General features: G+C 71.5%; 10 protein-coding genes. 2 read left to right on the top strand and 8 right to left on the bottom strand.

Going from position 1 to position 14760, the window contains the following annotated elements; genetic code table 11:
• The first annotated feature begins 287 nt into the window (after positions 1–287).
• Both RM788_RS41550 and RM788_RS41555 read left to right on the top strand, forming a co-directional pair.
• A complete protein-coding gene (locus RM788_RS41550) occupies positions 288–1523 on the top strand; it encodes an MFS transporter (protein ID WP_315925619.1) in 1236 nt (411 codons plus the stop codon).
• A gap of 250 nt (positions 1524–1773) precedes the next feature.
• Complete coding sequence (locus RM788_RS41555) at positions 1774–3096, top strand: GGDEF domain-containing protein (RefSeq protein ID WP_315925621.1); 1323 nt, start codon at positions 1774–1776, stop codon at positions 3094–3096.
• A 10-nt stretch (positions 3097–3106) separates the two neighbouring features.
• Here RM788_RS41555 and RM788_RS41560 read toward each other — a convergent pair whose 3' ends face one another.
• From RM788_RS41560 to RM788_RS41595, 8 genes are all read right to left on the bottom strand, one after another.
• The gene (locus RM788_RS41560; protein ID WP_315925623.1) at positions 3107–4555 is read right to left on the bottom strand and encodes an ATP-binding protein; all 1449 of its coding nucleotides are present in this window, start codon (positions 4553–4555) and stop codon (positions 3107–3109) included.
• 109 nt (positions 4556–4664) lie between these two features.
• On the bottom strand, positions 4665–5183 hold the full coding sequence (locus RM788_RS41565) for a GrpB family protein (protein ID WP_315925624.1): 519 nt from the start codon (positions 5181–5183) through the stop codon (positions 4665–4667).
• 101 nt (positions 5184–5284) lie between these two features.
• Positions 5285–6670 (bottom strand): condensation domain-containing protein, encoded by a 1386-nt coding sequence (locus tag RM788_RS41570; RefSeq protein ID WP_315925625.1) that lies wholly within the window; start codon positions 6668–6670, stop codon positions 5285–5287.
• Positions 6667–8010 (bottom strand): MATE family efflux transporter, encoded by a 1344-nt coding sequence (locus RM788_RS41575; RefSeq protein WP_315925626.1) that lies wholly within the window; start codon positions 8008–8010, stop codon positions 6667–6669. The genes RM788_RS41570 and RM788_RS41575 overlap by 4 nt, the downstream gene beginning before the upstream one ends.
• The gene (locus RM788_RS41580; RefSeq protein WP_315925627.1) at positions 8010–11558 is read right to left on the bottom strand and encodes an SDR family NAD(P)-dependent oxidoreductase; all 3549 of its coding nucleotides are present in this window, start codon (positions 11556–11558) and stop codon (positions 8010–8012) included. The genes RM788_RS41575 and RM788_RS41580 overlap by 1 nt, the downstream gene beginning before the upstream one ends.
• 12 nt (positions 11559–11570) lie before the next feature.
• On the bottom strand, positions 11571–12383 hold the full coding sequence (locus RM788_RS41585) for an ACP S-malonyltransferase (RefSeq protein ID WP_315925629.1): 813 nt from the start codon (positions 12381–12383) through the stop codon (positions 11571–11573).
• Positions 12384–12392: 9 nt separating this feature from the next.
• The gene (locus RM788_RS41590; protein ID WP_315925631.1) at positions 12393–13505 is read right to left on the bottom strand and encodes a hypothetical protein; all 1113 of its coding nucleotides are present in this window, start codon (positions 13503–13505) and stop codon (positions 12393–12395) included.
• A gap of 487 nt (positions 13506–13992) precedes the next feature.
• Positions 13993–14694, bottom strand: coding sequence for a TioE family transcriptional regulator (locus RM788_RS41595; RefSeq protein ID WP_315925633.1), 702 nt, complete (start codon positions 14692–14694; stop codon positions 13993–13995).
• Positions 14695–14760: the final 66 nt, after the last annotated feature.

Raw genomic sequence — 14760 nt, forward strand, 5'->3', positions numbered from 1 at the left:
GACGGCGAACGGTCCGCACCGCAAGTTCGAGATGGTGATTCCCGTTCACCGAAGTGGACCACTGGATCGAGGTGATCGTTTCTGACACGGTGGGGAGATCCTCCCCGTCCCGGAGGGCAGGCGATTCCGTCCGCTTGGCGGCGTTCCCCTCGGAAGGGGGTCCGGCAGATGCCCGCTCGGACCGACGCACTCCCCACGGCCCGGTGTCGCCCCTCCGCCACGACGAGTCGACAGCCCACCGCGGACTTCCGCGGTCTCCGCCGCGTCATCGGCCGACCGGAGTCCCGATGACCAAGCGCGGCGACGCCGGAAGCGGATCGCGGGCGGCCTTCGGCGTCGCGGAGTTCCGGGTGCTCTGGTGCGCCTCGCTCACGTCGATCGTCGGCGACCAGCTGGCCAGGCTCGCGCTGTCGATCGTGGTGTTCCAGCGCACCGGCTCGCCCGCGTGGACCGCGCTGACCTACGCGCTGACGATGCTGCCCGGCCTGCTGTCGGGCGTGCTGCTCACCGGGCTGGCCGACCGGTACCCGCGGCGGACCGTGATGGTGTGCAGCGACCTGCTGCGGGCCGCGCTGGTGGCGGTGATGGCCGTGCCCGCGGTGCCGCTGCCGCTGGTCGTGGCGCTGCTGGTGCTGGTGCAGTTGGCGGAGCCGCCGTTCGCGGCCGCCCAGGGCGCGCTGCTGCCGCTGGTGCTGGGGGAGCGGCGCTACGAGGCGGGCCAGTCGATCCACCTGATCACCCACCAGGTCGGGCTGCTGCTGGGGTTCGCGGGCGGCGGGCTGGTGGTCGCCTGGCTCGGCACGTCCGGCGCGCTGGCCGTCAACGCGGTCACGTTCGGGCTGTCCGCGCTGCTGCTGCGGTTCGGCCTGCGCCGACGACCGGCGTCGCTCACGCCGTCGGACGGACCGGACGCCGACCGGTGGTGGGCGGGAGTCCGGGCGGGCGCGGGTCTGGTCTGGCACGACCGCAGGCTGCGGCTGCTCATCGCGATCGGCTGTCTCGCGACGTTCGCCGTCGTCCCCGAAGGGCTCGCCGCGCCGTTCTCGCAGGAGGCCGGCGCCGGGGTCGCGGAGGTCGGCGTGCTGCTGGCCGCGGACCCGGCGGGCATGGTCGTGGGCGCGCTGCTGCTGCGGTTCGTGCCGTCCGCGGCACGGGTGCGGCTGCTCGGCGTGCTCGCGGTCGCCACGGTGCTGCCCCTGCTCGGGTACTTCCTCGCGCCCGGCCTCGGGTTCGCCGTCGGGCTGCTCGCGCTGTCCGGCGCGTTCAGCGCGTACCAGGTCACGGCCGGTGCGACGTTCGTCCGGCTGGTGCCGGACCGGCGGCGGGGGCAGGCGCTGGGCTTCGCCCGCACCAGCCTGGTCGCCGCGCAGGGCGTCGGCGTGGCGGGCGGCGGGCTCGTGGCGCAGTGGACCGGGTCCACCACGGGCACGATCGCCGCCGCCGGGGCCGCGGGAACGGTGCTGGCGCTCGCCGCGGCCGTCTCGTGGTCTCGTGTGTCCACCACGGTGACTACCGACGGTTGACCGCTTCACCAGATCTTGTCGCGCATGTCGGCCACCTCCCCTCGTTTTCCGGTACTACGGCTGGAAACGGGAGTCGGCTCACCAGATCTTGTCGCGCACGGTGGTCACCTCCACTCCGTGTCGTCACCCCGGCAGCGGCTGACTTCGCCCCTGGTCGCGATTACCGTGACGCTCCGTCCGGCCCTGGTTCACACCGGGGCGACCGCGTCGTGAGGTAAACATGGGCATGGGACATCGCGCGGACGCTCCGGTGCGGACCAGAGCGCCGTGGCGCGCCATCCCAGGCTGGTCCCTATGGTCCCTGCCCAAACGGGCGTTGGCGTACGTGTTCCTCGTGGATTCGGGCGCCGTTCTCGCCGTCGTCCTCAGCGCGCCGCACCCCGTCCCGTCCCGCTCGTGGCTCATCGCGGGCGTCCTGGCCGCTTGCGCGGGCGCGCACCTGCACTTCTCGCGCTGGATCGAGCGCATCCGCCGCGACCACAGCCACCTGCCGCACGTCGACCTGTGCAGCATCTGGATCTTCGCGGGCGCGCTCGTGCTGCCGCCGCTGCCCGCGGTGCTGCTGGTCGCGACGATCTACCTGCACCGCTGGTGGGTCGTCGGCCGCTGGGACACCTCCCGGCCACCGCACCGCTGCCTGTTCACCGGATCCATGATGATCCTCGCCGCACTGGCCGCGAACGGCGTCTCCTACGCCTCCGGCCTGCGTGAACACCTCATGACGGGCCGCCCGTCCGGCGTGCTCGACCTGCTCGGGATCATCGGCGCCGGCGCCGCCCAGTGGGGCGTGAACTCGCTGCTCGTCGGCATCGTCATCGTCATCACGGTCAAGCTGCGCAAGATCGGCGAGGCCGTCGGCAGCGGCGCGGACAACCTGCTCGAAGCCGGCCAACTGGCCCTCGGCTCGTTCGTCGCGCTCGCCGTCACCTGGTGGCCGGGATTCGCGCTGCCCATGGTGGTCGCCGCCGTCGCACTGCACCGGACGGTGCTGATCCACCAGTTGGAGTTGGCGGCCCGAACGGACAACAAGACCGGACTGCTCAACGCGGAAGCCTGGCACCTCCAGGCGCGACTCGAACTCCAACGCACCCGCGACCGGCAGACCCCGTCGACGCTCGGGCTGTTCATGATCGACGTGGACCACTTCAAGGACATCAACGACCGTTACGGGCACCAGGTCGGGGACTCGGTGCTGCGCGAGATCGCCGACGCGCTGTCCTCGACGGTGCGGCGCGGGGACGCGGTGGGGCGGTTCGGCGGCGAGGAGTTCGCGGTCCTGCTGCCGATGGTGGAGCGGGGCGAGGCGGTGGTGATCGCCGAGCGGGTGCGGGCCCAGGTGCTGGGGTTGAAGATCGACGACAGCGCGGGCGGGATCGTCACCGGTCTGGGGGTCAGCATCGGGGTGGCCATCTGGCCGGAGATCGACGAGGACACCCTGGAAGGTGTGCTCGCGGCGGCGGATGCGGCGTTGTACGAGGCGAAGCGGTTGGGGCGGGATCAGGTGCAGGTGGCTGGGGCGCAGCGGAGGTTGCGCCGGTCGCCTGCGGTGCGCACGACGTACGCCGCGGAGTAGCCGGACTTGCTCAATCGGCCGTCCAGCAGGCCATGATCTCGTCCGGTCCCCACAGCAGGTCGGCTTCATCGGTGTCGAGGTCCGCGCCCGACAAGGACACGACGACCAGTCCGGATCGTTCGTGGTCGTAACCGGGGATGTGGCCGACCGCGTGGCGGAGCGAATGCAGGTCGTGGCGGTCGAAGGCGCCGGTGATCCACTTGATCGACCCGGCGAAGTCGATCCGGCCCGCGACGGGGGAGCGGTCGGCTCCGACGAGGTCGACCTCGGGGTTGTGCTGCCGGTTCCACCAGCCGCCCACCGCGGCGGTGTCGGGCCAGGGCAACCCACCGGCCTGTCCGGCGAGTTCCAGGGCTTCGCGGATCAGCGGCTCGACAGCGCGACCGCGCCAACTGGTCCACTGGCGGTCCAGCACGCGCGCGCCGACCTGGGGACGTCCGCGGCGCGCCTGTTCCTGGATGGCGCGTCCGATGGGCAGGTAGAAGCGCAGGTTGCTGTCGGCGACCCGGTAGAGCGCCGGTTTGCCGGGGGAGGTGGACAGCGGGTGGTCGATCGCCAGGACCCGCTTCTCCTCGGTCAGCTTCCGCAGCAGCGGTGAGAGCGTCCCCGACGGGATCTGACCCTGGCTGCTCCCGGCCGTGGCGGCGATGTTCGCGTGGGTGCGGTTGTCCCCGCCGATCGACTCCACCACGCGATGGGCCTGGTCGGGTGCGGGGAACTCGGCCAACAGCGAGGACTCCGGCACGCTGAACAGCGGCGCGGCGGGGTCCTCGCACTCCTGTCGCAGGAACTCGGCCGGGGGTGTGGCGTGGGGCCAGCTGCGGATGATGCCGGGCAGTCCACCGGTGATCAGGTGCGCGTCGATCGCGTCCGCCCCGTGGAGGCCGAGGGCGCGGCCGGTTTCAGCGGGGTTGAGCGGGCCGAGCACGAGGTTGTCCGCGCGTCCGTGGAAGGGGCGGTCGTAGGCGGTGAGGCGTTCCATCATGTGCAGGTCGCTGCCCAGCAGCACCAGCAGCACCGGACGCCGTGACCACAGCCGGTCCCACGCGGTCTGCAACGCACCGTCGAAGACCTGGTCCTGCTCGGCCAGCCACGGTACTTCGTCGAGCACCACGACCGAGGGCGTCTCGGGCAGCGCGGCGTCCAGGACGCGGAACGCGTCGGGCCACCCTCCGGTGACGCCGGTGGGCGGTAGCGCGTGTCCGGCCGCGGCCAGGGACGAGTCGGCGAGTTCGGCGAGGAACGCGGTGACCGAGTCGACCGCGGACGAGCCCTTGGTGGCGGCGAAGTAGAGGTAGGGCACGTCGGCCGAGTCGCAGAACTCCTGCACCAGCCGCGATTTGCCCACCTGCCGTCGCCCTCGGATCGCGATCGCGGATCCTTCTCGCGACGCGGTCACCCGGCCGAGGCGCTTGTGCAGCAGGCGCAACTCGGTCCGTCTACCCACGAATCCCGGCACGGCAAGAGTGTAGATGCCATCTACGTAGATCGCATCTACACAGATGGCCGCCAGGCTGGACGGTCCGGCGTTCGAGTCGCGAATCCCACGACCGGGCGGCCGCCAGGGATCAGTCCTCCCACACGTCGCTCGCCGGCAGCCCCCGCGCCTCCCGCTCCCGGTCGATCAGCTTCTGGATCAACGCCGTCTTCCCCTTCGTGTACGCCAACCCGTCCGACTCCCGCGCCGCCAGCTCCCGCTTCAACGCCCCGTACTCGGCCGCCGCCTCGGGATGCGCCAGCAGGTGGTCGCGCAGGAGGCGTTCGTTGCGGGTGTCCCAGTTGTCGGCGGGGATGACGTGGAGGTGGTGGGTGCGGGTGCCGTTGGTGTCGCGGCGGTAGAAGAGGCGGTTGCGCATGCCGGTTTCCTCGCGCACGTAGCCGAGGTCGGTCAGCACGGCCTCGGTCGCCAGCACGGTGTCGAGGTCCGGTGTGGACGCCATGAGGTCGATGACGGGTTTCGCGGCGAGGCCGGGGATGGCGGTGCTGCCGACGTGTTCGATGACGGGGAAGTGGGCGCGCAGTTCGGCCATGGAGCGGGCGGCTTCGGCGGGCCAGGTGGGGTCGTGGTCGGAGAAGTCGATCGGCATTCCGGGCAGCCTAGTGGTTCGTCGAGGTGGTGGAACCCGACTTTCCGATCACGACGGCGCGGACTTCCGGCGCGACGACGTCGTCAAGGGCGGGAGCCGGTCTACGCGATGCTGGACGAACTCCGGTGCTCGGCGAACACCTCCGCGACCCGCTCCAGCGCCACGTCCGACACCGCCAACGCCGAGGCGGTCCGCTCGAACGCGACCAGGAACGCCTCGATGTCCCCCGGCGGCAGCAGGGCCGTGTCGGCCATCAGGGACAGTCGCATCCGGTCCGCGGTGCCGCCGGTGTCCAGGTACAGCGCCATGTCCTCGTGCGCGGTCCGCTCCGGCCACGTGAGCGCCGTGGCGGCGGGGTCGCCGGGCGCCGTGCCGCGGGCCCGCGGCAGCGTGGACCACATGTCGTTGACCTGGCAGCCCGGCGGCAGCGCGACGTCGCGCAGCACCTCGCGCGCGAGCCTGCTGTCGTAGCGGGCGTGGCGCTTGGCGGCGGCCATGGCCGCCGCCGACCGGCGGACGGCCTCGTCGAAGGACCCGATGTCCAGTGCCACCACGGTCTTCACGGCCTGGTTCATCGTGGTGACGGCGTTGAACAGGTCCGGCGCCAGTCTGTTGCTCTGCATGATGTCGAGCCGGTAGGCCGGGCCGGGGCAGAAGCAGCGGAGCAGTGCCGTGGTGATCGACAGCAGCACGACGGACGTGGTGGTGCGCAGTCGCCTGGCCGCCGAGCGGACCGCCACCGGCAGGACGTCGGACTCGATCTCGCCCCGGACGAACCGCGGGGACAGCGGGACGGCCCGTGCGGGAGCGGGTTCGGACGGCATCCGGGCCAGCTGCTCGCGGAGGTGGTGCGTGGCCTCGATGTTGAGCAGCTGGCCGTCCGGGGAGTTCTGCCGGGTGGCGAGGTCCACGGGCTGTGCCGACGGCTTCGCGGCGGGCATCGGCTTCCCGTCGGCACGCGCCTTGAGCATGGCCGCCAGTTCGGCGACGAGCAGTTCGGTGCCGGTGTGGTCGGCGGCCATGTGCGAGACGCCGAGGACGACGAGCACCGGGATCCCCTCGTGCAGGGCGAGGGAGATCCGGACCGGCAGTTCCTTGTCGTGGTCGAACGCCGTCGCCCCGGCCCGCACCAGGCAGTCGGTGACGATGCCGGTGAACTCCACCGGGTCGTCGGCTGGCCGGTCGAAGAGGCTGACGTCGAGCGCGCCCGACGCCAGCACCTCCTGCGTGGCGTCACCGCGCGGCGACGGGTGGAACAGGGTGCGCAGGGACTCGTGGCGCAGCAGCAGTTCGCTGATCTGCTCCAGCACGTCGCCCACGCCCAGCAGCAGCGGGACCGGCAGCCAGCGGGTGAGGACGAAGAACGGCTTCACCTCCGGCAGCCACTCGTGGATGCCGTCCCAGGTGCCCTGCTGGCCCCACGTCAACGGGCCGACGCGCGCCCGCCCGCCGTGGAACTCGGCCTGGACCGTGCTCTCGGTGATCACGAGGCGCCCTTCAACCCGGGGGTCAGCGCGGGACGGGCGAACAGCACCTCGCGCAGGCAGAACACGCTGTAGGTCAACCCGGCCGACCAGCCCGCGACCACCGCCCACATGACCGCGTCGATGCCGAACGTGCCGTTGAGCAGGTAGGCGAACGGGACCTGCACGACGACGAACGCGATGAGCGTGCAGATCAGCGGCGCCGTGGTGCGGCGGGACCCGTTGAGGTACCCGTGGGTGACCACCATGACCGTGTACAGCACCAGGAACGGGTAGATGATCAGGATGTAGCGCTCGGTCAGCTCCCGCGTCGCGGGGTCTGTGGTGAACAGCCCGGCGATGGGGGAGCGGGCCAGCAGGACCACCGCGGACACCACGACGGTGAGCCCGATGGTGAGCCCGATCGTCTGCACGAGCCCGCGCCGCGCCCGGTCGCGGTCCGCGCCGCCGAGGTTCTGCGCCACGAACGCGGTCACCGCGCCGGAGAAGTCCAGGAACAGCATCCCGGTGAACAGCTCCAGCCGGGACACCACGGTGAACGCCGCGAGCACCACGGCGCCGTAGGACTGGATGATCCAGACCAGCACCATGATCCCCACCGCGAGGATGATGTGCTGGCTGGCCAACGGGAACCCCAGCCGCACGGCGTCCACCAGTTCGTGCCGCACGGCGGGCTCGGACCGCTTGCGCCCCAACGGGTAGATCCGCCGCGCGGCCACGAGCCCGACCACGAGCGCGGCGGCGCTGGCGAGCACCGTGGCCAGTGCCGCGCCGCCGATCCCCATGCCCAGCACCGAGAGGAACAGCCAGACGAGCACGATGTTGGCCACGTTCCCGAAGCCCTGCACCCACATCGCGGCCCGCGAGTTGCCCAGGCCGCGGAAGTAGGCGCTGACGGCGGCCAGCCCGAACATCGCCGGGAAGCCGATCGACAGCGTGCCGAAGAACAGCGCGCAATCGTCCGCCAGCTCCCCGTGGATGCCCATGAGCGACAGGACCGGCCGCGCCAGCACCGTCGCGAGCACGACGCACCCGGCCGCCCACACCGCCGTGACCAGCGCCAGCGCGAGCACCACACCCCGCCGCTCACCGTCCTGCTGGGCGCCGCGCAAGTGCGCCAGCCGGATGGTGAACGCGGTGCCGAGGCCGATGAACATCGCGTTGAGCAGGTAGAACATCGGGCCCGCCACGCCAACGGCGGCGAGGCCGTCGACGCCGACGTAGTGCCCGACCAGGATGCCGTCGATCAGCACGTACCCCTGCTGGAGCAGGTTCGCCGCGGTCAGGGGCAGCGCGAACCCGACGATCTTGCGCAGCGCGGGCCCCGTGGTCATGTCCGTCATCAGGCCACGTCTTCCGCGAACTCCACGAGTTCCTCGATGTGGTAGGCGATCTCGGAGACCGTGCGGTCGGCGAGCAGGTCCGCGACGTCGTAGTGCACGCCGTGGCGGACGGCGATCGTGCTGGCCACCGAGGCGGCCATGATGGAGTCGCCGCCGAGTTCGAAGAAGTCCGCCTCGACGTCCAGCGCGGGGTAGCCGAAGGCGAGGGCGAGGCACTGGGCGACGGACTGCTCGACCTCGGTGTACTCGCCGTTGTCACGGCCCTTGAGCTCCACCTGCACGGCGGCGACGGTGGCCTTGATCTTCTCCGACGCCTTGAGCAGCCGCTCCTCCAGCGCATGCATCTCGCGCTCCACCTTGGTGCCGATGTCGGCCGACAGCGGCACGTCGTAGGAGCGCAGCAGGTGGATCAGCTCGCCGCGGTAGTTCAGCTCGCCCGCGAACAGCCGGGGCCGCCGCGAGCGCAGGGCCGCGTCCACGACGTCGAGGCCGACGGTGGTGGGGAGCGCCTTGAACATGGTGTCGCCGTTGGTGCCGTGGTCGACGGCCATGCCGATCTCCTTCCACGCCACCCAGTCCAGCGCGACCACGTGGCACGGGCCGCCCGCCTGGGAGCGGGCGAGGTTGTCCAGGTAGTAGTTGCCCGCCGCGTAGTCGGCCTGGCCGGGGGCCGGGAACACCGAGGCCACCGAGGAGAAGTGGACGATGAAGTCGGGCCGGTCGTCGCGGGTCAGCTCGTCCAGCACGAACGCGCCGTGCAGCTTCACCCGGACGACCTCGTCGAAGTCCTCCGGCAGCCGGAACATCAGCGTCGCGCCGCCGGGCAGACCCGCGGCGTGCACGATGCCGTCGATGCGCCCGTTGTCCTGCTGGACGCCGATCACGGCCGCCGCGAGCGCCTTCGGGTCGCCCGCGTCGGCGGCGCGCACGAGCACCGTGGTGCCCATCGCCTCCAGGTCCCTGACCGTGCGGATCCGCTCGGTGGACGTGCCCGCGGCGAGCAGGTCGTCCCACTGGTCGCGCGGCGGCATGCCGGACCGGCTGAGCAGCACCAGCGTGATGTCGGGCTGCTTCTCGGCGAACGACCGCGCCACCGCGAGGCCGAGCGCGCCGGTGCCGCCGGTGATCAGGTAGGTGCCGCCGGGCTTGAGGTAGGTCCGCGGGCCGTCGGTGTCGACCTGGGGCACCTCCACGAACACCTCGCGCGACCTCCCGGTGCCGCGCAGCAGGAACAGGCCGTGCTCGGCGGAGAACACCTCGGCCGCCAGCGCCGGGCCGGGCACGGCCGTGTCCACGTCGAGGTGCTTGACCTTGATGTAGGGGTACTCGCGGCCGATCACCTTGCCGAAGCCGACCAGCGCGGCGTTCTCGGTCACGGCGGTGGTGTCGCCCTCCTCGGCGCACACCGCGGTCCGCGTCACCACCGCGAGGTCGACCTTCACCCCCGCCGCCATCAGCGCCTTCGTCAGGTGGAACAGGCTGCCGAGGTTCTTGGCCGTGCGCCGCCCGATCTCGTCGACGTCGGTGGCCGGGGAGTGCTCGAACGCGAGCGCGTGCACCACGTGCGTGACGTTCCCGTCGCCGACCAGCCGGGCGATCCCGTCGAACGAGTCGGCGGTGAAGTCCGCGCCCAGCCGCAGGATCCGCGCGTCGCCGAGGTCGGCCGTCGCGAGGAACCCCTCGGCGTCGGTGGCCGGGTCGACCAGCGCCAGCACGGACGCGCCCGCGGGCACGCCGGTCGTCGGCAGGGCGGGGGTGGGCTGGAACTCGACGTCGTGCGTCACCGGGTGGCGCTCGTCGCTGGTAGCCAGCGAGAGCTGCGACCGCCAGCCCTCCGGGAACTCCATCCAGGCAAGGGTTTCGTCGAAGGCGTAGCCGGGGAGCCGGACGATCCGCGGCGCGCGGTCCACCGGTGGCGCGCTGTCGACCCGGCCGCCGGACAGGTACGCCTTCGCGGCCGCCGCCAGCGCTCCGGTGATCGGTCGCTGCCCGTTGACCAGCAGCTCGGCCAGGCCGCGACGCAGATCGTCCACATCGGACACGACGACCGCGACCCTGTGGCGGTGCGAGCTGCGGGAAACCCTGGTGGTGTAGGCGACATCGGCGATGTCCGCGTCGGCGAGTCCGCCGCCGTCGATGAACCGGATGTAGCGCTCCACCAGCCACGTCAACGAGCGCGGCGTGGCCGCGCTCAGGGTGAACAGCACCTCGCCCTCCGACGGCGCCTGCGGCTCGGGGGAGGCGTACTCCTCCAGCACGGCGTGCGCGTTGGTGCCGCCGAGCCCGAACGCGCTGACACCGCAGCGGCGCGGGCCCTCGGACTCCCACGGGCCCAGCGCGGTGGGGATGTAGAGCGGCCCGGACGCGAAGTCGAGCTTCGGGTTCGGGGTGGTGAAGTTGGCCTGCGGCGGGATCATCCTGTTGCGCAGCACCGCGACCGCCTTGATCAGGCCGATCACGCCGGAGCCCTCGAACAGGTGCCCGACGTTGGCCTTCACCGTGCCCACCGCGCAGAACCCGCGGTCGTCGGTGTGCTTCGCGAACGCCCGCTTCATGCCCTCGTGCTCGATCGGGTCGCCCACGCGGGTGGCCGTGCCGTGCGCCTCGAAGTAGCCGATGGTGCGCGGGTCCACGTCGGCGTCGCGCCACGCGGCCAGCAGCAGTTCGGCCTGCGAGTCGGAGTCGGGGTTCGTGATGCCCTCGGTGTTGCCGTCGTGGTTGACCGCGCTGCCCTTGAGGACGGCGTAGATCTGGTCGCCGTCGGCGACCGCCTGCTCCATCCGCTTGAGCACGACCGCGCCCGAGCCCTCGCCGAACCCGGTGCCGTCGGCCGCCTCGTCGAACGTGCGGGTCACTCCGTCGGAGGACTCGATGCCGATGTTGGAGTGCGGGTGCTTGACCGGCGCGAACACGATCCGCGCGCCGCCGACCACGGCCATGTCGCAGTCGCCCATCAGCAGCGCGTTCTTGGCCTGGTGCACCGCGACCAGCGTCGCGGAGCACGCGGTGTCCACGACGAGGCTCGGGCCGCGCAGGTCCAGCAGGTGCGACAGCCGGTTCGCCAGCATCGTCGGGATGTTCCCGGTGATCGCCTGCTGGCCCACCGTCGGGTCGATCCGGCAGATGTAGTCCAGGTACGTCGAGCCGGGGTTGACCGCGAACCCGACGAACACGCCGGTCCTGCTGCCCCGCAAGCGGTCCACGGAGTACCCGGCGTCCTCGAACGCCAGGAACATCGCCCGCATCACCATCCGGTGGTGCGGGTCGGTCAGCGTCGCCTGCCGCGGGTTCATCCCGAACGCCGCGTAGTCGAAGGTGTCCACGGTGTCCAGGAAGGACCCGTTGTGGTAGTCGATGTCGGGCTCGTTCACCGGGTCGACGCTGGTGGCCCGCAGGTAGTGGATGTACTCGTCGAGCTTGCGCCGCCGGTCCTGCGGGAACGGCCGCACCGAGCTGCCGCCCGTGCTGATGACCCGCCAGAACGCGTCGAGGTCGCCCGCGCCCGGCACGTCGACCGAGACGCCGACGATCGCGATGTCCGTGTTCATGTACACCCTTCCTCAGGCGATCTTGTGGACGAGCGAGCTCAGGGTCCTGCCGTGCACCTCGTCGAAGTCGGTCACGCCCGCCGCGCGCAGCGTCGTGACGGTGCGGACCCACTCGACCGGCGAGGACAGCTGGCGGGCCAGCAGGTCCGGGCCGTCGAACAGCTCACCGGTGACGCTGGAGACCACGGGGGTCGTGGCCGGGCGGAACTCGAATTCGGCGAGCACCTCCCGGAACCGGGCCTCGGCCGGTGCCATCAGCGGGGTGTGGAACGGGCCGCTGACGTTGATCGGCACGACCCGCGCGCCGGGCAGCGCGGCGATGGCCTTGGCCGCCACCGCGACCTCCGCGCGGTCACCGGCGATGGTGGTCTGGGTGTCAGCGTTGAGGTTGGCGACGAACACCCCTGTCAGACCGGTCTCGATCAGCGCGCGCCGCACGAACGCGACCGGCACGCCCTGCACGGCCGACATGCCGCCGCCGGTGATCTCCGACATCAGCTCGGCCCGCCGCCGCACCAGCCGCAGACCGGCCTCCAGGTCCAGCACGCCGCCCGCGACCAGCGCGTTGTACTCGCCGAGGCTGTGGCCGGCGTAGTAGTCGTGGCCGATCTCGGAGAGCCCCATCAGGGCGTTGACGAAGAAGACGGCGGGCTGCGCGTACCGGGTGTCGCGCAGGCGCCGCTCGGGATCGCGGACGCACAGCTCCTCGACGGAGTAGCCGAGCACCTCGTCGGCGAGCGCGGTGGCGTCCGGGAAGCGGGCGAACAGCTCCGCCCCCATCCCCTTCCGCTGCACGCCCTGACCTGGGAAGAGCAGACAACGCACGGCATTCTCCTAACGGGCTCGGCGCGAGAACTGCTGGACCGACTCGAAGCGCAGGGGACGGGCGTCGGCGCGCAGGCATTCACGGGTGAAGCGGCGCGCGCCCGGACCGGGGCCGCAGTCCACGACCCGTTCGATCGCGGCGTCGCCGATCGCGTGACCGGCCGCCAGCTCCCACTCGATCGGCCGCACCAGCACCTGGTCGAGGAACTCCTGCACCAGGTCCGTCGACTGCCTCAGATCGCGCGGCGCGTCGGTCGCGTACACCGGCACCTCCAGCGCGTCCGCGCCCGGCATCGGGCCGATGAACGCGAGGTCGTCGCGGACGCGGCGGGCCGCGGGTGCCAGCCGCGAGCTGTGGAACGGGATCGAGTTCGACAGGAACGCCCAGCTCACCCGCGACTCCGCGAACGCGGTCTCGTGGGCGAAGTAGAAGTCGAGCAGGTCCGCGGTCGACCCGCTGAGCACCTGCACGGTGGGGGAGTTGACCAGGCTCACCGACAGCGACCGCCGCCCGTCCTCGCCGTACCGGCGCACCGCGCTGCTCAGGTCGTGCCGCGACATGCCCGTCAGCGACGCCATCGGGGTCGGGGTGCGGCCCTTGCCGTCGCGGGCGAGGTACCGGCTCACCAGTTCCGGGCTGACGACGCGCGCCTCGTCGAGCTGGTGGCCGCGCACCAGGCTCAGCGCGACGAGCTTGAGCGAGCCCGCCGCCAGCGCGAGGAACTCGTCGACCCGCCGCGTGCGCATCCCGGCCACGACCGCCGCCTGGAGCCCGATGCTGTGGCCGAGCGCCGCCACGACGTCGCCGTCCGCGCCGCGCGAGGTCGGCTGGAGGTGGCACACCTGGCACACGTGGACGCAGACCCCGGCCACGATCGAATTCCGCAGGGCATCGGGTGGAAAGTCTGCGGACGACTCCAGCCATTGTTTCAGGGGGAAGTCGGTGGGGAGCACGGCGGCGCGCGTTTCGTTGCCGATGTATTTCAGGACGTCGTCCAGAACGGTGAACACCGTGTGGAAGTAGGCGGCGTTCTCAGGTCGGGAGTAAAGCTCTCGAAGGGCGGCGGCCAAGGTGTCGTTGTTGCCACCGAGACCGTCGAAGAGCAGGAGGGTGCGCATCATGACCTCGACCCGTGAAGGTGGTCCTGACCTGTGGTGACCGCGTCTATGAGGTCGAGACTCGCTGAATCGTGTGAACGGTTGCACACGGTAGGGCCGACCGTGGAAACCGACAACCGCTTGTCCGTTCGGGCATTGCGACGAAAGGCGGAATGGGCGGTCGACGTGGTGGTCTTCCCGTTGTCGGGACCTCTCGTCGGTGTGTTGACCATTTTCGCGGGATAGCGGTTCATCCGGGCAGCTCACGCCGCGCGCGGATGATCGCACGCCGATGCGCCTGCTCGGCGCGCGATGAGTAGTGAATACCCCTGTTCGGCACAGGGCGTTCCTTGATGGGCGCGGATCCGGATCCGATGGGTGTGCTTCGTGTTCGCGAAGTGCGGCCCGCCCCGGACCGCGGCGTGGGCGGCCGGATCCGCGGTTCCCGGTCTCCGAACCCAGGACCCAGGACGTTCGTGCTGCTCGCCCACCGCGAACGGCACGTGGCCGGCTACCGGTTCCGCAGGTCCAGGTAGGCGCTGAGCCGAGCGGCCGAGGTGAGCATGGCGAGGCCCTGCGCGGTCAGCTTCCGCTGCCAACCGCCCAGGGCGGTGGCCAACGCCTCCGTGCCGCCCGCCGTGCGGACCTGGCGCACCACGGTGGCGATGTGCTCCAGGGGGTAGCGGCCCCGCCGGAGCAGGTGCGCCAGTTCGGCGTCGCGGACGTCGTTCGCGCGGAACACGCGGTAGCCGGTGGCGGGATCGCGTTCGGGGACGACGATGCCCGCGTCCTCCCAGTTGCGCAGGGTCGCCGGGGTGACGCGGAGCCTGCGGGCGAGTTCGCCGATGGTCAGGGGCCCGGTCCTGTGGTCGGGACGCGCCTCCGCAGTCAGGTGGTCCACGGCCTGCCGCACGGCGTCGAGGGTCTCCCGGTCGCGGATGAGCCTGCCGTGGCCGCTGTCGATGATCCCCAGGGCCCGGTCGAGGTCGTCCTGGTTGAGCGCGGCCATGATCCGGCCCGCCGCCGGGTAGCCGTGGGCCGGGACGAGGGCCAGGTAGGCGTGCAGGGCGGAGGCGTGCACCTCGGTGTAGATCCGGTAGCCGGTGTCGGTGCGGTCGGCGGGCGGGAGGAAGCCGCTCCGCTCGTAGTTGCGGACGGCCTGGGTGGACAGGCCGTGCTCCCGCGCGAGGTCGGCCGGCCGGAGGGTTCTCATCTGGTTTGAGACTTTACTCGACGGTCACGCGGCCGGGTCGGGCGGAAGTCTCAACCGTTCTTTCAA

This window comes from Umezawaea sp. Da 62-37, assembly GCF_032460545.1.
In the GTDB taxonomy this organism is placed as follows: Bacteria; Actinomycetota; Actinomycetes; order Mycobacteriales; family Pseudonocardiaceae; genus Umezawaea.

Bases quoted from the DNA above. Each gene is read 5' to 3' on its own strand.
- RM788_RS41590 (WP_315925631.1), bottom strand. From the start codon at position 13,505: ATGATGCGCACCCTCCTGCTCTTCGACGGTCTCGGTGGCAACAACGAC.
- RM788_RS41565 (WP_315925624.1), bottom strand. From the start codon at position 5,183: ATGCCGATCGACTTCTCCGACCACGACCCCACCTGGCCCGCCGAAGCC.
- RM788_RS41575 (WP_315925626.1), bottom strand. From the start codon at position 8,010: ATGACGGACATGACCACGGGGCCCGCGCTGCGCAAGATCGTCGGGTTC.
- RM788_RS41580 (WP_315925627.1), bottom strand. From the start codon at position 11,558: ATGAACACGGACATCGCGATCGTCGGCGTCTCGGTCGACGTGCCGGGC.
- RM788_RS41595 (WP_315925633.1), bottom strand. From the start codon at position 14,694: ATGAGAACCCTCCGGCCGGCCGACCTCGCGCGGGAGCACGGCCTGTCC.
- RM788_RS41550 (WP_315925619.1), top strand. From the start codon at position 288: ATGACCAAGCGCGGCGACGCCGGAAGCGGATCGCGGGCGGCCTTCGGC.